This is a genomic window from Seonamhaeicola sp. ABD4_340 (assembly GCF_056312135.1).
Map to the genome: position 1 here is coordinate 1,073,360 of NZ_CM149981.1, position 21,528 is coordinate 1,094,887.

General features: G+C 32.4%; 17 protein-coding genes. 10 read left to right on the plus strand and 7 right to left on the minus strand.

Going from position 1 to position 21,528, the window contains the following annotated elements; translation table 11 throughout:
• The first annotated feature begins 1 nt into the window (after position 1).
• Positions 2-2,413: a TonB-dependent receptor plug domain-containing protein gene (locus ACYX4H_RS04685; RefSeq protein ID WP_476238046.1), complete on the plus strand. Its 2,412-nt coding sequence runs from the start codon at positions 2-4 to the stop codon at positions 2,411-2,413.
• A gap of 35 nt (positions 2,414-2,448) precedes the next feature.
• Here the strand turns inward: ACYX4H_RS04685 and ACYX4H_RS04690 are convergent, their stop codons facing one another.
• Positions 2,449-4,821 (minus strand): lamin tail domain-containing protein, encoded by a 2,373-nt coding sequence (locus ACYX4H_RS04690; RefSeq protein WP_476238048.1) that lies wholly within the window; start codon positions 4,819-4,821, stop codon positions 2,449-2,451.
• Positions 4,822-4,902: 81 nt separating this feature from the next.
• Here ACYX4H_RS04690 and ACYX4H_RS04695 point away from each other — a divergent pair, with 81 nt between their 5' ends.
• On the plus strand, positions 4,903-5,379 hold the full coding sequence (locus tag ACYX4H_RS04695) for a regulatory protein RecX (protein ID WP_476238050.1): 477 nt from the start codon (positions 4,903-4,905) through the stop codon (positions 5,377-5,379).
• 158 nt (positions 5,380-5,537) lie between these two features.
• Here ACYX4H_RS04695 and ACYX4H_RS04700 read toward each other — a convergent pair whose 3' ends face one another.
• From ACYX4H_RS04700 to ACYX4H_RS04710, 3 genes are all read right to left on the minus strand, one after another.
• Positions 5,538-6,032, minus strand: coding sequence for a DUF6646 family protein (locus ACYX4H_RS04700; RefSeq protein ID WP_476238051.1), 495 nt, complete (start codon positions 6,030-6,032; stop codon positions 5,538-5,540).
• A 56-nt stretch (positions 6,033-6,088) separates the two neighbouring features.
• Positions 6,089-6,955 carry a cupin-like domain-containing protein gene (locus tag ACYX4H_RS04705; protein ID WP_476238053.1) on the minus strand — a complete coding sequence of 289 codons (867 nt, stop codon included), beginning with the start codon at positions 6,953-6,955 and terminating at the stop codon, positions 6,089-6,091.
• A gap of 167 nt (positions 6,956-7,122) precedes the next feature.
• Positions 7,123-8,943: a TonB-dependent receptor plug domain-containing protein gene (locus ACYX4H_RS04710; protein WP_476238055.1), complete on the minus strand. Its 1,821-nt coding sequence runs from the start codon at positions 8,941-8,943 to the stop codon at positions 7,123-7,125.
• Positions 8,944-9,019: 76 nt separating this feature from the next.
• On the opposite strand from ACYX4H_RS04710, the gene ACYX4H_RS04715 reads away from it, so the two are divergent.
• The 3 genes from ACYX4H_RS04715 to ACYX4H_RS04725 all read left to right on the plus strand — a co-directional run bounded on the left by ACYX4H_RS04715 (position 9,020) and on the right by ACYX4H_RS04725 (position 12,062).
• A complete protein-coding gene (locus ACYX4H_RS04715) occupies positions 9,020-10,513 on the plus strand; it encodes an aminotransferase-like domain-containing protein (protein ID WP_476238056.1) in 1,494 nt (497 codons plus the stop codon).
• A gap of 66 nt (positions 10,514-10,579) precedes the next feature.
• Positions 10,580-11,020 (plus strand): DUF3157 family protein, encoded by a 441-nt coding sequence (locus tag ACYX4H_RS04720; protein ID WP_476238058.1) that lies wholly within the window; start codon positions 10,580-10,582, stop codon positions 11,018-11,020.
• A gap of 10 nt (positions 11,021-11,030) precedes the next feature.
• On the plus strand, positions 11,031-12,062 hold the full coding sequence (locus ACYX4H_RS04725; RefSeq protein ID WP_476238059.1) for a sugar-transfer associated ATP-grasp domain-containing protein: 1,032 nt from the start codon (positions 11,031-11,033) through the stop codon (positions 12,060-12,062).
• Positions 12,063-12,073: 11 nt separating this feature from the next.
• Here the strand turns inward: ACYX4H_RS04725 and ACYX4H_RS04730 are convergent, their stop codons facing one another.
• Positions 12,074-12,619, minus strand: a complete 546-nt coding sequence (locus ACYX4H_RS04730; RefSeq protein ID WP_476238061.1) for a hypothetical protein — start codon at positions 12,617-12,619, stop codon at positions 12,074-12,076.
• A gap of 50 nt (positions 12,620-12,669) precedes the next feature.
• Here ACYX4H_RS04730 and ACYX4H_RS04735 point away from each other — a divergent pair, with 50 nt between their 5' ends.
• The 4 genes from ACYX4H_RS04735 (at position 12,670) to ACYX4H_RS04750 (ending at position 16,563) form a co-directional block, all read left to right on the plus strand.
• A complete protein-coding gene (locus ACYX4H_RS04735) occupies positions 12,670-13,212 on the plus strand; it encodes an N-acetyltransferase family protein (protein WP_476238062.1) in 543 nt (180 codons plus the stop codon).
• Between the two features lie 29 nt (positions 13,213-13,241).
• On the plus strand, positions 13,242-14,498 hold the full coding sequence (locus ACYX4H_RS04740; RefSeq protein ID WP_476238063.1) for a Y-family DNA polymerase: 1,257 nt from the start codon (positions 13,242-13,244) through the stop codon (positions 14,496-14,498).
• Positions 14,499-14,604: 106 nt separating this feature from the next.
• Complete coding sequence (locus ACYX4H_RS04745) at positions 14,605-15,051, plus strand: LexA family protein (protein ID WP_476238066.1); 447 nt, start codon at positions 14,605-14,607, stop codon at positions 15,049-15,051.
• 33 nt (positions 15,052-15,084) lie between these two features.
• Positions 15,085-16,563 carry a tetratricopeptide repeat protein gene (locus tag ACYX4H_RS04750; RefSeq protein ID WP_476238068.1) on the plus strand — a complete coding sequence of 493 codons (1,479 nt, stop codon included), beginning with the start codon at positions 15,085-15,087 and terminating at the stop codon, positions 16,561-16,563.
• A gap of 174 nt (positions 16,564-16,737) precedes the next feature.
• On the opposite strand, the gene ACYX4H_RS04755 is transcribed toward ACYX4H_RS04750, so the two are convergent.
• Positions 16,738-19,341, minus strand: coding sequence for a glycoside hydrolase family 3 C-terminal domain-containing protein (locus tag ACYX4H_RS04755; RefSeq protein ID WP_476238069.1), 2,604 nt, complete (start codon positions 19,339-19,341; stop codon positions 16,738-16,740).
• 308 nt (positions 19,342-19,649) lie between these two features.
• Positions 19,650-20,183 (minus strand): RNA polymerase sigma factor, encoded by a 534-nt coding sequence (locus ACYX4H_RS04760; protein ID WP_476238632.1) that lies wholly within the window; start codon positions 20,181-20,183, stop codon positions 19,650-19,652.
• A 106-nt stretch (positions 20,184-20,289) separates the two neighbouring features.
• On the opposite strand from ACYX4H_RS04760, the gene ACYX4H_RS04765 reads away from it, so the two are divergent.
• A complete protein-coding gene (locus tag ACYX4H_RS04765) occupies positions 20,290-21,426 on the plus strand; it encodes a FecR family protein (protein WP_476238070.1) in 1,137 nt (378 codons plus the stop codon).
• Positions 21,427-21,528: the final 102 nt, after the last annotated feature.

The following is a 21,528-nucleotide window of genomic DNA, read 5'->3' on the forward strand; positions in this document are numbered from 1 at the left end:
CATGAAGTTTTACACGTCAATTTTTCTTTTTTTCTTAGCTTTTTTAAATACTCAAGCCCAAAATATTAAGGTTTTAAACAGTATTACAAAAGAACCTATTATAGGCGTAGCCATATATAATATTGATAAAACTAAAAGTATAATTACCAATTTTAGAGGTGAAGCTGATATTTCAGAGTTTTCTGAAACCGAAGACATTTACCTAAAACACCTATCGCACATACTAAAAACCATTACAAAACAAACCTTAGGCAACAGCAACACCGTTTTTTTAGAGGCTAATACCCAAGGGCTTGAAGAAATTGTTATTTCAGCTTCTAAATTCATACAAAACAAAAAAGATATCCCGCAAAAAATAGTAAGTGTAAATGCCCAAAACATTCAATTTACAAATCCGCAAACCAGTGCAGATTTATTGGAAACCACTGGGCAAGTGTACATTCAAAAAAGCCAATTAGGTGGTGGTAGCCCCATGATTAGAGGCTTCTCAACAAACCGCCTTTTAATTACTGTAGATGGTATTAGAATGAACAATGCTATTTTTAGAGGCGGCAACCTACAAAATGTTATTTCTATTGATCCGTTTTCTATTGAAAACACCGAGGTTACTTTAGGCGCAGGCTCTGTAATATATGGTAGTGATGCCGTTGGTGGTGTTATGAGTTTTTACACCCAAAAACCACAATTATCATACACAGACTCGTTACTTTTTAAAGCCAATGCAATATTAAGATACGCCTCTGCAAATAATGAAAACACAGGGCATTTCAATTTTAATTTAGGTTACAAAAAATGGGCTTTTTTAACAAGTGCCAGTTATACAGATTTTGATGATTTACGCATGGGTTCTAACGGTCCATCAGATTATTTGCGCCCCGAGTTTGTTTTAACAACCAATAACACAGACCAAATTATTACCAACACAAACCCTAAAAAACAAAAACAAACAGGCTACAACCAACTTAACTTAATGCAAAAAGTGCGTTACCAGCCCTATAAAAATATAAGTTTTGATTTAGGTTTGTACTACACCACCACATCAGATATTCCAAGGTACGATAGGTTAATACGATACCGAGATAACACACTCCGTTCTGCCGAATGGTATTATGGGCCTCAAAACTGGTTTATGTCTAATTTAAACATCACCAAACTTAGCAGCAGCTCTAATTTATACGATAAAATTATAGCATCAGTAGCCTATCAAAATTTTGAAGAAAGCCGTATAGACCGCAACTACCAATCTGCCACCCGAAATATTAGAGAAGAACGTTTAAATGCCTACTCTTTAAACATAGATTTTGAAAAAACCTTTAGCCCTAAAACACAATTTTTTTATGGTGTAGAATATATTTACAACCAAGTAAACTCCACTGGTTTTGAAGAAGACATAAACACTAAAAACACAACACCAACAGTATCTAGATATCCAGATGGTGCCAATTGGCAATCGGCAGCAGTGTATAGTAGCATTAAATACAAACCCAACACTAAATTTGTATTTCAGTCTGGTTTGCGTTATAACCATATTGTTTCAAAAGCCAATTTTGAAGCCAATAATGCTTACTTAAATTTACCATTTAACAGCTCTAAAAACAATGCGAGTGCTTTAACCGGTACCGCTGGTGTAAGTTGGTCTCCAAATGATATTATTCAATGGAAATTAAACGCCTCATCTGCTTTTAGAGCGCCTAATATTGATGATATTGGAAAGGTTTTTGATTCTGAACCTGGCTCTGTAGTTGTACCCAATGAAAACCTTAAACCAGAATATGCTTATGGAGCAGATCTTGGCTTAAAACTAGATTTTAACAACAAAGTTGTTTTAGATTTAAATGCGTATTACACCTATTTAGATAATGCTTTGGTACGAAGAGATTTTACCCTAAATGGCGAAAGTAGCATTATGTATGATGGCCAATTAAGCAACGTACAAGCCATACAAAACGCATCAAAAGCATGGATTTATGGTTTTGAAGCTGGCTTACTTGTTAACCTTACCAAAAAACTAAACCTTAACACACAATATAATATAATTGGTGGTACCGAAGAAGACAACGGCATTGAAGTACCCATACGGCACGTTTCACCTAATTTTGGAAATGCACACATAATTTACACAAACAACAACTTTAAAATTGATGCATTTATTAATTTTAATGATGAAATAGCTTTTGTCGATTTAGCACCTTCGGAAATTGAAAAAGATTACATTTATGCTTCCGATGCTAACGGAAACCCATACAGCCCATCATGGTACACGCTTAATTTGCGCACACAATATAACATTGGCAAATCTACGTTATTAACAGCCAGTTTAGAAAACATTACAGACCAACGTTATAAAACATATTCATCGGGTATTGCAGCTGCTGGCCGTAATTTTATTCTATCATTAAAATATAGTTTGTAATAAAAAAATACACACTTAATTTTAACTTATTAAAACTACCTCTTTACAGCTTTACGGCTAATTTCAACACCATTTGATAGCATTACTTTAGCCACAAACACGCTGCTTTTTAATTTTGATACATTATATGTTTCTGTACTGCTATTTCCGCTAAAACTATAAAGCGTTCTACCTAAAACATCGTAAATTTTTACGGTTTTAATTGTTACATTATTGTTAGTGCTAAACTGCACAAAATCGTCTTGTAAAGCCGTAATTTTTAAACTGTTGTTATTATTAGCAATTGCTGTATTTGTATGTAAAGCTGCATTACTAAATACAATTTGAAAACGCTCATTAAACGTGCCTGTTTCTGAAGTAAATGTATAATCAGATTCCGATAAATTATGCGTTTTCCCCAACAAATTATCTTTTAAATACACAGGGTTATTGGTTAAAAAATCACCCTGTAATTTAGCTAAAGACAAAGTGTAAAGCGTAGCCACATCAATAGTGGTTTTAAAACCTAAAGCTATTTGCTCGTTTTCATTTAAACTATTTGGTGCTTTACCTTGAATTACAAATGTTTTATTTGAGTTTTCTATTTGTGAATATAATGCAGCATATGTAGTTGGTGCTATAATTTTTTTAGCATCATAAAAAGCGCCATCATCGTTATTAGTAGCTCCATTAACATAAGCCACTAAAATTTGATTAAACACACCGTTATCTGATGTTAAGTTAATCCAAAACTTATTGTCTTCTGAAACAGCTTTCTTTTTTGCATTACCATTTTTGAAGAACACACTATTATCTGGAGATAAATTTAAGCGCCTCATACCATTGTTGAATATAACTGTTCCTGAGTTTGATGGTGCACTATCAGAAAAAGACACAAAGAAACCTTGACCCGACGGTATAAACCCGGTAGTTGTAATACCATCACCACCTGTTGTACCACCAGAACCATTTTCAACAGCATAATCTGATATTGAAAAATTTAATCCACTATTACCATTTTCAGTACTGTTATAATCTGTGTTTTGAGACCAGAAATAAACAGCTCCGTCTAATGGACCAGCTGGATATAAATTTTGTGCCATAAACTCATTAACACTTATTGCAGATGGGTACGGGTTACCAATAAAATTCCAGTTATCATCTAAATTAGTATTATCATTTCTGTCAACAGGTACTGTTACTAATCCGTTATTAAAAGTACCAATAAACGAGTATCTATAGTTTACAGCTGGAAAAGGTAGCATTGCTAATTCAGAGTGTGTTGCGGCGTACCCAACACCAGGTATCATAAGATTTATGCCACTTACCCATTGCCAATCATCACCCTCATCATCAATACCATCTTGTCCTGCAACAAATGTATTATTGTTATTTGTTTCAGCTAATTCATCGTTATAGAGGGCTCCGTTGTATGTAAATATTCTATCACTATCAGCATCACCTAATGCTGTACCAACTGTGGCATTTGTAACAGGCGAACTCCAATACGTGTACTCGTACCAATTGTCAATAGGAGCTGTTAGCTTATCAACTTGCATAATACCATTATTTGTAACAACACCTGTATCATTATTTTGAATAAACGCACCATATGGTTGTACAACTATAGAGGCACCAGCATCAACAATTATATCATTTTGTACCTCAACATAATCACCATCAGCTATATTTAAATTACCAGTACTAACTGTAATTGAACACGCACTAAAACTACCGTCAATAGCTGTATCATAACTATCAGTAATAGTTACAGTTGTATTTATTGTTGGAGTATTTGGAAACCATACTCCTGCCGCCCAAGTTGAATAATAAATACAACAATTAGTTGTATGATTTCCGATATCTGACCAATCATCCTGAGCCAAAACTATCCACTCACTATTATCTGCATTTGTTCCTGCTGAACTTGACCAGTTTGTATTTGTAGTACAAACGTTTGACTTTCTTATTAGAGTATGTTCTGAAGTCGCTTCTGTTATTCCTGCAACATCCCAACCATTTCCAGGGTCTACACCTAAAACACCAATTATATCAATTTCAATAAATGTACCTGTTCCATCGTCTTTACGCAAACTTATAGAGTCATCACCTGTCATGTTTATAATATTAGACTGCAAATCTGTATTAGCTAATATTAATGATGATGAAGAAGGATTAGCAATAACATAAGTATTTCCATTACTTAATATCCCACTTAAAACTACAGATCCACTAGTTGGCCCTCCATTTGAAATTCTTCTAAGTTGATATTCTGATAAATCAACATCTAATCCTGTACCGTTAAAAATTTCAATATATTTATTGTTACTTGTACCTTCGGCATATTCTGAAATAATTAAATCATTCATTTGCCCAAAGCTAAAATTTAAAGCCAAAAGCAAGGTTATAATGGTTGAGAGTTGTTTCATGGTACTAATATTAGTTGTTTGTTGTTTGGGTTTTATGTTTATACTTTTAAAACTGCTAATGCTTTTATATTTTTGGTGCTTATGCGGCAACAAAAAAACACTTATACGGTACAAGAGGCTACAAAAAAACTAGAGCACTATTGCGCGTACCAAGAACGCTGCCATAAAGAGGTTAGGCAAAAACTACAAGGTATGCACATGATACCCGAAGCCATAGATGTTATTATTGTACATCTATTACAGCATAACTACCTTAATGAGGAACGTTTTGCCAAAACATTTGTTAGCGGTAAGTTTAGAATTAAGAAATGGGGGCGGCGCCGTTTAACTCAAGAACTTAAATTAAAGGACATTAGCAAAGTTAATATAAACCGTGCACTTGCTGAAATTACAGAAATGGAGTACATCGAGGTTTTTAATGCTTTAGCCGAAAAAAAAGCTGACAGTATTACTGAAACTAACCTTATGAAAAAACGAAAAAAACTCATTGATTTTTTACTATATCGTGGTTGGGAACCGCATTTAGTGTACGAAAAAGCTAATGAACTAGCGCATTGAGTTTTTTAAAAACTTGCTATTTTGAAACTTAAGTGAATAAACACCTTTTTTTTGTACAATTACAAAGCAGCACTTTCTTATAATGACAATATAAACTGTACTTAACAAAAAAAGATAGCTTTAAAAGCTATCTTTTTAAATATTGTTTTTACTTTTTTTTAAATATTGAAACTTGCGCCAAAACTAACATTAAATTGATTGTGAAGTTTTTCAGCAGGTGTTAAAGTATCACTATTGTATTTAGCAAATGGTGCATTTAATTCAGAATAAATACCGAAACCACTAGAAAAGAAATAGCGCAACCCTAAATGGCCTCCAAAGTTTTTTAAACCAAGGCTTAAACCTGGGTATACATCAAAATTATCATCTACATTAATAACGTTGCCTAAGTTGGCACTAAAACGGGCTCTTACGTCTATTCTATCGCCAAAATCGGCATCAATAGCTTCTTCAACGCTTAAAAGATAGGTTGATGCTAAACCAATTGATATGTTTTCGCCAATACCATAATCATAAGTTACATTAATACCGGTACCGTTGTCTTGAAAATTGGCGCCTACTTGAAATTTGTTGTCTGTGTTACCAATAAAAGCCTGAGCATTAACAAATACAACGCTTAATAAGGCTACTACTAAAATTATGTTCTTTTTCATTATTTGGGATATTAATTTTAAGCGGCAAATATACTACATCTTTTGTAAACTAATCCTTAAATGTTTAAATGTTTGTGTGTACGTGTAATGGCTTTTTGGTTTTTCCAATCTATCCATTTTTGGCCTTTTATTTTTCGCATAGCGTTATCAAAATGGCGCATTATAAGTATGTTATAAAGTGCTTTACTAAAGTTTTTTGGGTTACGTGCAATGGCACGTAAACTCATTGAAAAGCCTGGTGTTAGGTATTTCATGTAGTGCCAATAACCTTCGGGCATGTATAGAATTTCGCCATGTTTTAGTTCTGTTTTATAGCCTTGTGCATGTTTTAATGCGGGCCATTTTTCATAATTAGGGTTACTAAAATCTATATCTTCGCGGGTTATTAATGCGTGTGGTATTTTATATAAAAATTTATTTTGTTTTTGATTAAATAGAATACATTGCTTTTTTCCTTCAAAATGAAAATGAAAAATGTTAGCTAAATCTATATCATAATGCATAAATGTATGCGAATTGGTGCCACCAAAAAATAACATTGGAATACCTTTCATGAGTTTTAGCCCAAAATCTGGAAACTTAAAATCTTTTTGTAACTGCGGAATTTCTTTTAAAATATTCCACAAAAAAATACGATATTTTGTGGGCTCTTTTTTAAGTAAATCAATGTAATCGGCCATTTTCATTTTAGCATGTGGCTCGTTAAAACCTTCTTTATAATCAACTGGTCTGTCATCATAAAGTGGTACAACGGTATTACCTGCAATGGTTTTTATATACTCTAAATTCCATTTTTTATATGCAGGCCAATCATCAATAAAACGCTCAATAACCACAGGTTTTTGAGGCTTAAAGTAGTTTTTTATAAACTCTTGTTTGGTTATGTTTTTTACTCTTGGAACTTCTTGTAGGTTCAATTTCAATTTACTTAAAATTAGTTGGCAAAGTTAAGTAAACGTTAAGTAACTACATTACTATTTTTTGTTTTGCCTGTTTTTTAACGTATTAAATAAATTAATATTGGGTGTAAAAAACTAAAGCTGCATAAAAAATGCAGCTTCAGTTAAAAAATATGTTTGTTGCTTTGGTTTTAGTTAAAATTATAGCGCAACCCAAATAATACATTACTTGGTGGCATTGGCACTATACCAGACTCTATATAATCTGCATCAAAAATATTAGCGGCTGTTACAGTAAATTCTAATTGGTTTAGGTTTATAATTGCCGAGGCATCCCAAACATTATAGCTTAAACCTTCGGTACGTTCGGCATGTTTATATACTACATTTAAGTTAATGTTGTTTGACACTTTTGTGTTTAAACGCCCTGTAAAATGATGTTTTAATGAGTTTATTGAATACCTTGAAAACGGAATATTTAACGTGCCAACTTCGTCTTCAATAAACGTATAACCAAAAGCTATATTTTGTGGCTTATTTGCTATTGTAAAGTTGTAGCCTGCATTAACCTCAAAACCTTTTGTGTACAAATCTCTTAGGTTTGTTGCAGTAAAAGGGTCGTCTTCTAAAACCTTTACATAGTCTATTAATTTGCTAGCATCTCTGTAAAAAAGTGCAAATGAAGCTGTTACTTTTTGTGAAAAATATTTACCACCAAACTCTGCAGATAAGGCTTCTTCTGGCTCTAAATTTTCGTTTCCAACGGTTGCCGGATCTGCGTAATACAAATCTGTATATGTTGGTATTCTGTACGTGTAACCTGTGTTTGCATAAAGTTTAAAATTATTGGTTAGTTTGTAACCAACATCTAAACCAGGGAATGCATGAAATTTAAAATCTGAAAAATAGGTTACAGCTACACCCGGTGTAATATCTAGTTTATTATTAAATAATTTAAATTGATGCTCTAAAAACATATTAGCCATAAACCTATTACGTTTGCCCAAGTTGTTACTTCTAATGTAAATTTTTGATACATCTACACCAAAACCTGTAACACCAAGTTTAGAGTTGTATGATGCGTTAACCTCTGCTCCTATTTTATTTGTAATGTGTAAGTTTCTGTAAAAGTTAGGCTCGTTTCGTCTTAATAAAAATATATCCTGATTACGTTTCCAGTAAACACGTGGTTTAATTTTTAATTGGTTTGATTTGAATGCTGTTGTAAACCCAAGCAAACTGTTTTGTGTTTCTTCGTATTCGTTAAATGTTGGGTTAGTAGTGTAGAAATTTTCGGCACCAAATTTTCTATCAAAAAATGTAGCAATCATTTCAATAGGTTGTGCATTTTTATTGAATACACTCTTTAAGAAGTAGTTAGAGTTTTCATAATCTGAATTTACTCTATAACCTTCAGAAGTTAATTTTCCTGCATGTATAATATGTGATGAATTCTCTAACTCAGAGCCTACAGTTACTGAGCCATTTAACTGCCCAAAAGAACCTGTTTCTAAATTTGCAGATACCGTATTTTTTAACTGTTTTTTAGTTACAATATTTATGGCTCCTGTAAATGCATTTTGCCCAAATACACGAGCTGCTGGCCCTTTTATAATTTCAATACGCTCAATAACTTCTATAGGCAATGCAGCATTCATGGTGTGGTGGCCTGTTTGCGCATCGTCCATTTTTATGCCATCTATTAACAACAAAGTTTGGTCAAAACTACCACCGCGAATGTACAAATCTGCTTGACTACCGGCAGTACCTCTTCGGCGAATATCTACACCTGCTACCTGTTGTAATAATTCTGCTACTGTTGTTGCGGCACTGTTTTTTATGTCTGTTGCCGAAATAACGTCTATGGTTCTAGAGTTTTCTTTAAAAGGTAAATCTATTCTGGTTGAAGCAATTAAAACGGTATCTAACTTTTGGTCTTGTGGTGTTTGTTGCGCAAAACCAGTTACCGTTAATAATGCTAAAAAAGCTGTAAAAACTACTGTTGTTTTCATGTATTAAATTGATTATTTAAAAGCGGTGCAAAATTCGTAACTTTCCGGACGATTTGTATAGTCCAGTTTTAAAACTATGAATAGTCCGGTTGTAAATATTTTAGAACAGTTAATAACGTTTGAAAAAACAGGAACTAACCCTGTTTACATTCAAATTGCCCAACAAATTATAAATGCCATTCAGCGCGGATATTTATTAAAAGGTACCGTATTACCAGGAACACGTACCTTTAGTAATTTATTAAAAATACACCGTAATACCGCCGTGGCCGTTTATGATGAGTTGGCATCACAAGGTTGGGTAGAAATTATACCTAACAAAGGTACATTTGTGTTGGTACCCAAACAAGGCAACGCGCCTATTAAAGCAACTGTACAGCGTAATATTGATGATGCTTATGAATACTCTAAAACTACCGGATTTCCGTTTCAGCAATCGTTACATTTAGCTTCAACTACCGAAAAAACCAATGCAAAATTTATAATTAATGACGGAAAACCAGATTTAAGGTTGCATCCCATACATCAATTTTCACGCTGGTATAGCGCTGTAATGAAACGTAAATTGGTGGTTAATAAGTGGAATGACGCCCATACATCGGCATCAATTTTCCACACACATATTTGCAATTACCTAAACGCCACACGCGGTTTTCATATAAAGCCAAACAATTTTATTAGTACCAGAAGCACTGAAATGAGTTTGTACATTGTTTCTCAACTTCTTATAAAACCAAACGATATTGTTTTAGTTGGCAATTTAAGTAATTACGCTGCTAATATGATTTTTCAACAAGCTGGCGCTACTATAAAAACAATTCCTGTTGATGCAGATGGTATAAACATAGAATACATTAAAACACATTTTATAAAACACCGCATAAGGTGCATTTATGTTTGCGCAAACAGGCACTATCCAACCACACAAACATTAAGTGCAAAAAGGCGTTTAGAACTTTTAAACCTTGCTAAAACCTACAAATTTGCCATTATTGAAGATGATTTTGATTACGATTTTCAATTTGAAGGTTCTGCCATGTTACCCTTGGCTAGTGCCGATGTTAATGGCATGGTAATTTACCTAGGCAAGTTAGGGCAGTCATTATTTCCTAGTTTTCAAACTGGGTTTGTGGTAGCTCCAGAAAATTTAATTGCCGAAGCTAAAAACTATTTACAGTTGCTTGACGAACAAGGCGATATTATACAACAACAAATGCTTGCCGAATTAATTGATGAAGGTGAAATTTACAGACTTACAAAAAAAAATATAGTGGTATACAAGCAGCGGCGTGATATTTTATGTAAGCACCTTCACACCTATTTTAAAAACAAAATAACTTTTGAAATTCCAAATGGTGGTTTAGCCATTTGGCTACAATTTAAACCTAAAATTTCATTAATTAAATACGCCGCAGCTACTAAAAAGCAAGGTGTTTTTTTACCAAAAACCATTTTATACCAAGACAAATACACTTGTGCCATTAGGTTTGGCTATGGACATTTAAACGAAACTGAAATTAAAACGGTTGTTGAAAAACTGTGGCTTGCATACTGCCATGTGGTAAATTAACTGCATTATTTAAATGTTAGTATTATATAAATTGTACTTTTGAATTTAACCTAAGCATTTATTATTATGAAACATTTTCTTGTTGCTATTATATTTTTAATATCATATTCTGCACTGTCTCAAAACAACCATATTGTTAAAACTGAAGATGGGCGTCGTGTTTTACTTAAAGCCAATTTTACTTGGGAATACATTGATTTAAAAGCGCCAACAAACGCACAAAATAATACAATTACAACAAACAATAACACCTGCAATTTACCCGCAGATTTTAAGGAGCCTAAACTTAATAAAAAAATACAAACACAATTAAAAAAAGGGCGCGCTACCATAACACACATAAAAAAACGTGTTGCTAAAGATTACAAATGTAGCGTTGATGATGTTGTACTTATATCAGTTAAAGAAAGTAAAGCTACCGCTATTTATAATTTTTGTGCTAACGGCACCACAACAACCTATAAACGTACAGGCCACAGTTTTTCAAAAAAGTTAGATATTTTTTAGAAATTATTATATGCAAAATAGACTAAAGGTTTTTTTAAAATACCCTAATAAAAAAAGTGTTTTCACAATACTTAAAGAAGTTATAATTCTTACAATTAAAAAAAGAGAAATTCCTTACTACTATTTTAAATTTCTGTATAGAAAAGACGCCAAAAATTTTTTAGAACACCTGAGTTTAAAAGAACAACAAAAACTACAAACTCATAAAAAAATACACAATCCGGCGCTTACAAACACTGTAAATAATAAATTGTTTTTTGCTTTAACAAGTAAGCAAAACAACTTAAAAACTCCCAAACTTATTGGTTATAACTTTTATACTAGCTTTTATTATAATGGGCAAATGCACAATTTAAGCACGCTAACATCTGCCATTAAAACATTTGAACTTATTTTTAATACTGAAAATATTGAAGCTATTTTTGTAAGACCTCCAGCAGATTATGGCGGCAGAGGCTGCTTTAAAATAACAGCTAAAAATTACAAAGAAGCATTAAAAAACTCATACCACAACACTATAATTAAAGGCAACTTTGTTTTTACTGAAATTATTAAACAACACCATTTAATTAATAAAATACACAGTAGCTCATTAAACACCTTAAGAATTATAACCGTTATAACAAAAGAAGGTGCCACCAAAATTGTTGCTGCCATTATTAGGTTTGGTGTTGGAGATAGTATTGTAGATAACTCTGCATCGGGTGGTTTTTTTGTGGGTATTAATATTAATGAAGGCACCTTACAAAAACACGGCTATTATTTTCCTGAATATGGCGGACACCTAATAACAAAACACCCCAACAGTAATGTAGCTTTTGAAGGTTTTAAAATACCTTATTTTGAAGAAGCTTGCACCACAGTTATTAATGCGGTTAATTATTTTCCTGATAGGTTAATTGGTTGGGATGTTGCTATTACACCAAACGGACCTGTTATTATTGAAGCAAACACATCGCCACACCTACAATCAATGAATATGATTACCAATGGGTTTTTACAAAACAAACACATAAAAAACCTATTGCATGAGGTAAACTAACACCTCTTTTTTTAAAAATAAACCACTTTACCTTGTTGCTTGGTTGCGGCTTTGTTTATCCATTTAAAATCATTCCTAACTGTTGCGTCTAATAAATCTATTTTCAATAATTCTGACAATTCAAAAGCTATCGTAAAAGCATCTTTATAATTAAATTCTTCATATAAATCCCAATGTTTATTTTTGTTATTCCATAAATTCACCTGATACACATTCCTGTCAATAGCAAACAATGATACATAATCAATTTGTGGTAGTTTTTTCCATTTTCCAAACTTCAATATACCTAAAGCAAACTCCCGTTTAAAAAGTTTCTTTTCAAAATCGAAATAACAATTTATTGTATATGAGCAATAAATTCCAATAAAAAGAAGAATGAAAACAATCTGCAACAAATCAAAATGCGCGTAAAAATGTTTTTGACTCAATGAAAATTTCATGGTGCTAACAAAATATATAATCGCTCCAATTGTTGCCGTAAAACAAAATGCAGCAACCACCCTAAAAAACAAAGAATTCCGTCTTTCTATATATTCTACGTATTTACTAACCATCAAAACAAATGTATAAAAAGCATATCTTTATCTTTCAAAAATAAACCACACATTTGCAAACAAACATAGCATACACACACGTTTCAACTAAAATTGAATTACTTCAAATTTTAGAACTTCAAAAAGCCAATTTAATATCAAATGTTTCTGAAAACATAAAACAAAAAGAAGGCTTTGTAACCGTGCATCATTCTTTTGAAATTCTACAAACCATGAACAATGCCTGCCCGCATATAATTGCAAAACATAATAACAACGTTATTGGATATGCCCTTACAATGTTAAAAGATTTTAAAAATGATATTAATATTTTAAAACCAATGTTTAGCCATATTGAATCCGTTGTAAACCCCAATTTAAACTACGTAGTTATGGGGCAAATTTGTATTGATAAAAATTTTAGAAGACAAGGTGTTTTTAAGGGGCTATACAACCACATGGCACACAGCCTCAAAAACCAATTTAGTTGTATTATTACGTTAATTGACAGCAAAAACACCCGCTCCATAAATGCTCACAAAGCTGTTGGATTTAAAACTTTAAAAACATTTTCTCAAGCCGAAAAAAATTTAAATCTGGTTATTTTAAATATTTAAAACATCATTTTCTTGTATCTTTACAGCCTATGTTTGCACTAGTAGATTGTAATAATTTTTATGCTTCATGCGAACGTGTTTTTAACCCTAATTTACAAGGAAAACCCATTGCTATACTTAGCAATAACGATGGTTGCGTAATTTCACGTAGTGATGAAGCCAAAGCTTTAAATTTGCCTATGGGCGCACCTATTTTTAAATGGGATAGCTTCTGTAAGGCAAACAATATTACCGTGCTTTCATCTAACTACCCACTTTACGGAGATATGAGTAGTAGGGTTATGAATATACTAAAACAATTTACACCCGATGTTGAAGTATATAGCATAGACGAAGCCTTTATGCAGTTTAAAGGTTTTGAAAACTACAACCTTAATAATTACGGCCATCAAATGCGTACGCGTATTTTAAAATGGACAGGTATACCAACCTGTGTTGGCATTGCGCCCACAAAATCACTCAGTAAAATTGCCAATAAAATAGCCCGTAAATTTCCCAATGAAACCGGTGGCGTATATGTAATTGATTCTGAAGAAAAACGCCTTAAAGCCTTAAACTGGATTAACATAGAAGATGTTTGGGGTATTGGCCGTGGGTTTCACAAAAGCCTAAGCAGCAAAGGCTGCAAAAAAGCCATGCACTTTGTAAACCTGCCCAACGCTTGGGTACGCAACAACTTTGGCACCACAGGCTTTAAATTAAAAAAAGATTTAGAAGGCATACCACAAATAACGCTAGATGAACCTACAAACAAAAAAGCCATTGCCACAACACGTAGTTTCGATTTTTCTTATAACGACATAAACTACATAAAAGAACGCATTGCCACATTTGCCACAACCTGTGCCGAAAAACTACGCAAACAACACTCCAGTTGTTACGTAATATATGTAACCCTTAGTAGTGATAGGCATAAAAAAAACGCACAACAACACCGCGGTAGCGCCGTAATAAATCTGCCCTATCCCACAAATTCATCGCTCACAATTAGCACCGAAGCCGTAAAAGCCGTAACCTCAATTTTTAAAAAAGGCATTAAATACAAAAAAGCAGGCGTTGTAGTATCAGGTTTGGTGCCAACCAACAACCTTCAGCTTAATATGTTTGAAAAAGAAAACCCCAAACACCAACCACTCATGCAATCAATAGACAAGCTAAACAACAAATACGGCCACTATAAAATAAAACTAGCAAGCCAAGACTTAAAACGCACCTGGAAAATGCGTCAAGAGCACCTATCGCCCAAATACACAACCAATATAAAAGACATTATTGTGGTAAAATAATTAGTATCTTTATGGCGTTACCACAAGGGTCGGGCTTTCACTAGTCGCTCTCTACGAGGAGCTCCAACAAACCGTTCAATCCCTAACGCAAAACAACACCAAAAAAATGATATTACACAAATCTGCAAATTTAACCTTCTTCACACCTCAAAACGCACAAGATGACGCCTTAGGCTCCTTATTTATTGATGGCGGCATTTCAGCAGGATTTCCATCACCTGCCGAAGATTTTAAAGAGCAACGCCTATCATTAGACAAAGAACTTATAAAAAACAAAGAAGCCACATTTTTTGCACGTGTTAGCGGGCAATCTATGGTTGGCGCAGGTTTAGATGATAATGATTTACTGGTAATAGACCGCAGTATAGAACCCACAAACAATAAAATAGCCGTTTGCTTTTTAGATGGTGAGTTTACCGTAAAACGCCTAAAAGTAGAAAATAATGAAGTTTGGCTGCAGCCAGAAAACCCCAATTACCCAATAATTAAAATAACTCCAGAAAATGAGTTTGTTATTTGGGGTATTGTAACCAATGTTATTAAAAAAGTGTAATTATAATATAAAAGTTACTGCCATCATATTAACATGTTTAGAAAGTTTTTTCTATTATATATTTTCACGCTTTTCCAATTTTGTATTGCTCAAAAAAGCAAACATGATAGCATATTAAAACAAGCCCAACAAAATATAGAAATATCTAAACATCTAACTTCTATTGCAAATTACCCAGAGGCATATGATAAACTTTGGAGTGCCTTAATAATTTCAGATTCTTTAAACAATCTAAAAATTAAATACCAAGCACATAAAAACCTATCATTACTATATTCTATATTTTATAACAAAGAAAAAGCCTTTGCCTCTATAGATTCTATGTTTGTATACGCAAACAAACTACGTATTTTAAAAAAGCCAAAACAAAAATCTAATTTATATTATTCGGCTGCTTTAACCTACAGAATGAACCAAAAATACGCTTTAGCTAAACAACACCTAGATGTATGCGAATATATTTTAGACTCTATTAATAGCTCATTTAACGAAAAGCTTTATGTGTTAACAGAAAAAGCCCACATTTATACCTTAACAGGAAGTTATAATGCTTCAGAAAACATATTAAACAAAATTTTAAATCAAATTTCAGATAATCATGATTACGCCTCTATTATTTATTCTATGTTAGGAGATTTATATGCTGAAAAAAACGAAAAACTAAAAGCCTTAAAATTTTACAATAAGTGTTTAAATATTATTTCTAAAAAAAACATAAGAGTAGGCATTAAAGTAGAATTGTTAGAAAAAATATCTCAGTTAAATAGTCAAATAGGAAATTATAAATTGGCTTTTAAGCAAATGACAGCTTCAAAAATTCTAGGAGATAGCCTATTTGGAAGCCAAAGCAAAAGAAACAAACAACTATTTGAAATTAAAGACTCATACAGAAAATCTATAATAGAAAATAACAAGCTTAAAAAAGAACAAGAATTACAAGCAATAAAAACACAAAAAGAAAAACTTAATTTACAATTATTATTTGCCATAATATTGTTTGCTATAACTGTTATTGCAACGCTTTTTGGAGTTTGGTTATTACGTAAAAAACATACAGCCGAAAAGAATTTAGCAGCAGAAAAAGCTAATACCGAAGTAGAAATTAAGAAAAAAGAATTAGCCGTAACAGCGCTTCAATTAATAGAAAAAGACAAGTTATTAGCAGAAATTAAAAAAGGGCTTGAAACTGTAAAAACCCAAGAAAATGATAGCTCTGTAGAACAAATTAAAAGCACAATTAAAATTAATGCCGCCAAAACTTGGGATGAATTTGAAGCCAGATTTGTGCAAGTTAACAATTCTTTTTACGAATCTTTAGGTAAACAACATGCCAACCTTAGTAGAAATGAACTAAAACTATGCGCTCTTGTAAAGTTAAATTTTTCAACCAAAGAAATGGCTGAACTATTAGGCATTTCAGCCGATAGCGTAAACAAAGCACGTTATAGACTTAGAAAAAAACTAGGGCTACAAAGAGATGATAATTTAGTTACTTATATAAACTCTATTTAATTCATATATAAAAAAATTATGTTGCCTTAAAAGTTATGCTTTTGTTAACCTGAACTTGTTTCAGGTTTTCATAAGACATGTTAAATGTTGGATGAGATTCTAAAATAAATTCAGAATGACAGTAAGTATTTAACAATTTTAAGGCAAAATAATTTCTTATTTGTAGTATGCTACTTATTTAGATCTATTTACAATTTTAGATATTATAAAAGGTTTTTTATTATTCCCTGGAGGAATAATTTTTATAGCTTCATGCTCAACCTCACCTTGTAATGTTTTAATTTGTAATCTTACAGGCTTCCCATACTCTGGTGGAATAGGTATTTTAATGGCCTGAGATTTTTTCCAAGCTACTTCATAAGTATCAATTTTAATTCCTTCCATTGACGCTTCAATTATAGCATTATTTGAAGTTGATTTAAATAATAATTCAGCATCCCATGTGTTTACATAAACACCTGGGTCTATAAAAGTAATTTCATATTCTATCCATTTTGAAGAATCATCTGTACTATTATCATTATTAGCTGTATTAAAACTTGCTTCTTTATATAAATAGTTCCAAGATTTTGATCGGTTAGCGTCATCAGCATTATAATAACCACTCTTTTGTCCAACTTTAATATTAGGGATTATGCCATTATCTACTGAAACTGTTTTAGTAGCAACAATTTTTTCACTAGACTGCCCAATCATAATTTCAAAATCACCAGCTTCAACCTCAAACTGTTTTGATTTAACATTATATCTTGAGAAGGCTTCATATGGTAATTTTATAGAAACCGTTTTAGCATTGCCAGCAGAAACACTAACACGTTTAAACCCTTTCAATGCTTTTACTGGTGTAATTTCAGAAGCTTTAACATCACGAACATACACTTGTACAATTTCGTCTCCATCCATATCGCCAATATTAGAAACTTTGGCAGTAACTATAACATCTTTATTCGCTTTTATACGACTTTTACTCACCTTTAAATCTGAAATTTCAAAATTTGTATAACTTAAACCAAAGCCAAACGGATATAAAGGTTTCTTTTTAGAATACATGTATGTTCGCCCAACTTCAGGTCCGTAATCATCTTTCCAAGTTTGAATGTTATAATCATGCATATGAGGTAAATCTCTTTCAGATTTCACCCAAGTTGTGTTTAGTTTTCCTCCTGGGTTTACTTCACCAAACAATACTTTAGCCAATGCAGTACCTTGCTCTTGCCCATTAGCCCAAGCACAAATAATTCCGGGTAAATTTTTCTGCTCCCATCCAATAGACGTAGAACCACTAGGAATAACCACCAAAATCACATTTTTATTTACCGCTTGCACCGCTTTAATAAGTTGATGCTGTTTTCCTGGTAAACTTAAAGACATTCTATCTTTAGTTTCTGTAGCAGTAGATTCATCATTACCAACCACCAAAATAACGTAATCTGATTTTTTTGCCAGAGCAACCGCTTCATCAATTTTTTGTTGGTCTTCAGAATCTCCCGTAACAGAGCAACCTTCGGCAAAATTGACTTCGCCCTTTGCTCTTTTTTTAATACCGTCTAGTGGAGACACTTTACTACTAGGGTTACCAGAATAAATACCTAACCAACAACGATTGGCGAAAGGCCCAATAACTGCCAACTTACTATCATCATTCTTAAGTGGTAGAATATTATCATTTTTAAGAAGCACAATAGATTGCTCAGCAGCTTTGAGTGCTAATTGCTTATGCGCATCGCATTCTAAAACACTAGATGGAATTTTAGAATACGGATTTAACGAAGCATCATCAAAATCACCAGTCATAAATCGTAATCTTAGTAATCTTCTTACCGAAACATCAAGTTCATCTTCAGTTAATAAACCTTGTTCTATAGCAGGTTTAAGTGCTTTTACAAAAGGTGCTTTTCTTGTTTTATGTCTAAAACACTCTTGATCTACACCCGCTTTTATGGCCATTGCCGCCGCTTCTTCTTGAGTTTGTGCAAATCGCATGCGTTTTTCAATACCTTGAATGGCAGCCCAATCTGCAATAACGTAACCTTCAAAACCCCAATCATTGCGCAACACACCATTTACCAACCACTCATCTGCAGAACATGGCACACCATTTACACCATTAAGTGCAGTCATAATACCAGTGGCTTCTTCATCTACAATACATGTTTTATATGCAGGAAAATAGTACTCGTGTAAATCTTTGTGTCTTACCAATGAATGGCTGTATTCTCTTCGTGTGTCTACATTGTTGGCCACATAGTGCTTAACAGTGGTTACCGTTTTTACATATTTTGGGTCGTTACCCTGCATACCCCTTATATACATACGTGCCATTTCAGACATTAAATGCGGATCTTCACTGTAACATTCTTCGTTTCTTCCCCAACGTGGGTCGCGTGCCATATTTACTGTTGGAGAAAACATCATAACCTCTTTTTTACCAGCATTTTTAAGTGCTCTTGCTTCATTAGAAATGGCCGTTGCTACATCGAACATTAAATCTGGATTCCACGTAGATCCCATAGCATTATTTTGAGGAAACTGTGTGCAATTCCAAGCTTTTAAACCATGAAGTGCTTCACCGTACCATACAAATGGTTCAATACCAAGTCGGTCAATACCTTCTATTGCAGAACCACAATAACTAATTTTTTCTTCAAGGGTCATTTTAGATAATAGGTCTTCAACTCTATCATCTAGATTTGCATTTGGGTTTTTCCAAGTTTGTGCATCTATGTTTAATACACTCAAAAAGAAAAACACAAACAATGATGTTTTAAAAAATGTCATAAAATTTATTTTGTTTAATTGATACTTTCAAAGTTAATTGTTAGAAAGTTAACAATTAAAAAAACAGTATGGACATTAATAGGACAAAAACCTTAAAATTCTAAAAATAAACATGATAGGAGTTACTTTTTTTATTTTAATGATGCTATAATTTTGAAAGGTGTTGTTTACTGTAAAACTTCTGAAAGTAAAAAATAATGCGTTTGGCTGCAAATAGAAATCACAATTACTTAATAATTAAAATTACTCCAGAAAATGAGTTTGTTGTTTGAAGTATTATAACTAATGTTATTATAAAAGTGAAGAGGCTAAGTTGTTTCTAAACACATTTTTAATAACGCATACGCTTTGGTAATATGCCCTTCAACTGTTTTAATAGTGATATTCAAATTTTCAGCTACCTGAGCGCGTTTTAATCCAGAAATCTTACTTTGTTTAAAAACTTGTTTACACTTACCTGGTAACAATTCTATACAAGATTTCATTTTAGTAATCTTATCTGTTTTTATTGCTGTATCTGTTTCAATAGCTCTCATTACTGCAGTATGGTAATATGAAGAAAGCATTTCATCATTTCTTTGTTGCTTTCTATAATTATCCATAAGCGTATTATAAGCAGCTCTGTAAAGATAACTTTTTAATGACTTTTTAACAGATAACCGTTTTCTTTTATGCCATAATTTTATAAAAACATCTTGAACCGTATCTTCAATTTTTGCGTGGTCTGAAGTATAACTTTTAAGATAAACACAAAGGCTTTCGTAGTATGTTTTATACAACTGTTCAAAGGCATTTTGGTCACCTTTTTTAATACGTTCTAATATGATATTTTTATCTTTCAGTTAACTAAAATTTTATGTTTCTGTAATACAAATGTTAAAAAAATAAATTAAAATCAAGGGGGTTTTAAAAAATTTACGTCATTACTACAAATAAGCTTATAAAAAAATGAACCAAAAAAAAATAGATAGAATTATTGTTAAATTAATAGATAATACTATCTCTGAAAAAGAGTCTGAAATACTTAAATCTTGGTTACAAAACAATACCAACCTTGAGTATTTCAACGCATTTGTAGAAGTTAACCATTTAACCAATGCGCTTCACAAATTTCCTTATAACAACGCCTTAAATAAAAGCTTACAAGAAATTAACAGAAAACGTTTACATATTAAAAAGTTATTTAGGTATGGCATTGCAGCATCAATAATTGCACTACTTGGTTTTGGTTATTTTATACTAAACAACACTACAAATAGTACTAAAGTTGCTACACAAAACAACATACAAGCTGGCACAGACAAGGCCACTTTAACACTAGATGACGGTAGTAAAATAACTCTAGAAAAAGGGCAAAATTACATTACCAACAACGTTAAAAGTAATGGCAAAGAATTAATTTATAACACACCAAAAACCGCAAAACAAAGTATAACCTACAATTATTTAACCATTCCTAGAGGAGGGCAATTTTTGGTAAATCTAGCCGATGGCACAAAGGTTTGGCTAAACTCAGATTCGCAATTAAAATACCCAACAAATTTTATTGAAGGAGAAACCAGAACTGTAGAGCTTGTATATGGCGAAGCATATTTTGATGTATCACCAAGTACAGCCAATAACGGCTCTAAATTTAAAGTATTAAACAACCACCAAACTATTGAGGTTTTGGGTACAGAATTTAATATTAAAGCCTATAAAGAAGACACAAATATTTTAACCACTTTGGTTGAAGGAAAAGTAATGGTTGCAAACCATACAAATAGTACCATTTTAAAACCCAATCAGCAATCAATAATCACACCTAACAACAACAAAATTGCAGTAAACACTATAAATGTTTACAATGAAATTTCATGGAAAAGCGGTGTATTTAGCTTTAAAAACAAACCTTTAAAAGAAATAATGATGGTTTTATCAAGATGGTATGATGTTGATGTAAACTTTAAAAACAAAAACATTGAAACCGAACTATTTGGGGGCTCTTTTGATAAAACACAAAATATAGAAGAAATTTTAACAATGATACAAAACGCAACAAATATGTCTTTTATTATTCAAAATGGGCAAGTAATTATAGAATAATAAAAAGGGAAAAGGAACAGAGTTTAGACATCCTACCGTACCATTCTCAGTTCCTTTTTAAGGCGTATTTAATTAATTAAATGTTTAACTAACTAAAAACAC

Coding starts and splice junctions, on each gene's coding strand:
- ACYX4H_RS04685 (WP_476238046.1), top strand. CDS start 2: ATGAAGTTTTACACGTCAATTTTTCTTTTTTTCTTAGCTTTTTTAAAT.
- ACYX4H_RS04745 (WP_476238066.1), top strand. CDS start 14,605: ATGATATTACACAAATCTGCAAATTTAACCTTCTTCACACCTCAAAAC.
- ACYX4H_RS04695 (WP_476238050.1), top strand. CDS start 4,903: ATGCGGCAACAAAAAAACACTTATACGGTACAAGAGGCTACAAAAAAA.
- ACYX4H_RS04725 (WP_476238059.1), top strand. CDS start 11,031: ATGCAAAATAGACTAAAGGTTTTTTTAAAATACCCTAATAAAAAAAGT.
- ACYX4H_RS04755 (WP_476238069.1), bottom strand. CDS start 19,341: ATGACATTTTTTAAAACATCATTGTTTGTGTTTTTCTTTTTGAGTGTA.
- ACYX4H_RS04710 (WP_476238055.1), bottom strand. CDS start 8,943: ATGAAAACAACAGTAGTTTTTACAGCTTTTTTAGCATTATTAACGGTA.
- ACYX4H_RS04765 (WP_476238070.1), top strand. CDS start 20,290: ATGAACCAAAAAAAAATAGATAGAATTATTGTTAAATTAATAGATAAT.
- ACYX4H_RS04740 (WP_476238063.1), top strand. CDS start 13,242: ATGTTTGCACTAGTAGATTGTAATAATTTTTATGCTTCATGCGAACGT.
- ACYX4H_RS04715 (WP_476238056.1), top strand. CDS start 9,020: ATGAATAGTCCGGTTGTAAATATTTTAGAACAGTTAATAACGTTTGAA.
- ACYX4H_RS04750 (WP_476238068.1), top strand. CDS start 15,085: ATGTTTAGAAAGTTTTTTCTATTATATATTTTCACGCTTTTCCAATTT.
- ACYX4H_RS04720 (WP_476238058.1), top strand. CDS start 10,580: ATGAAACATTTTCTTGTTGCTATTATATTTTTAATATCATATTCTGCA.
- ACYX4H_RS04700 (WP_476238051.1), bottom strand. CDS start 6,032: ATGAAAAAGAACATAATTTTAGTAGTAGCCTTATTAAGCGTTGTATTT.
- ACYX4H_RS04690 (WP_476238048.1), bottom strand. CDS start 4,821: ATGAAACAACTCTCAACCATTATAACCTTGCTTTTGGCTTTAAATTTT.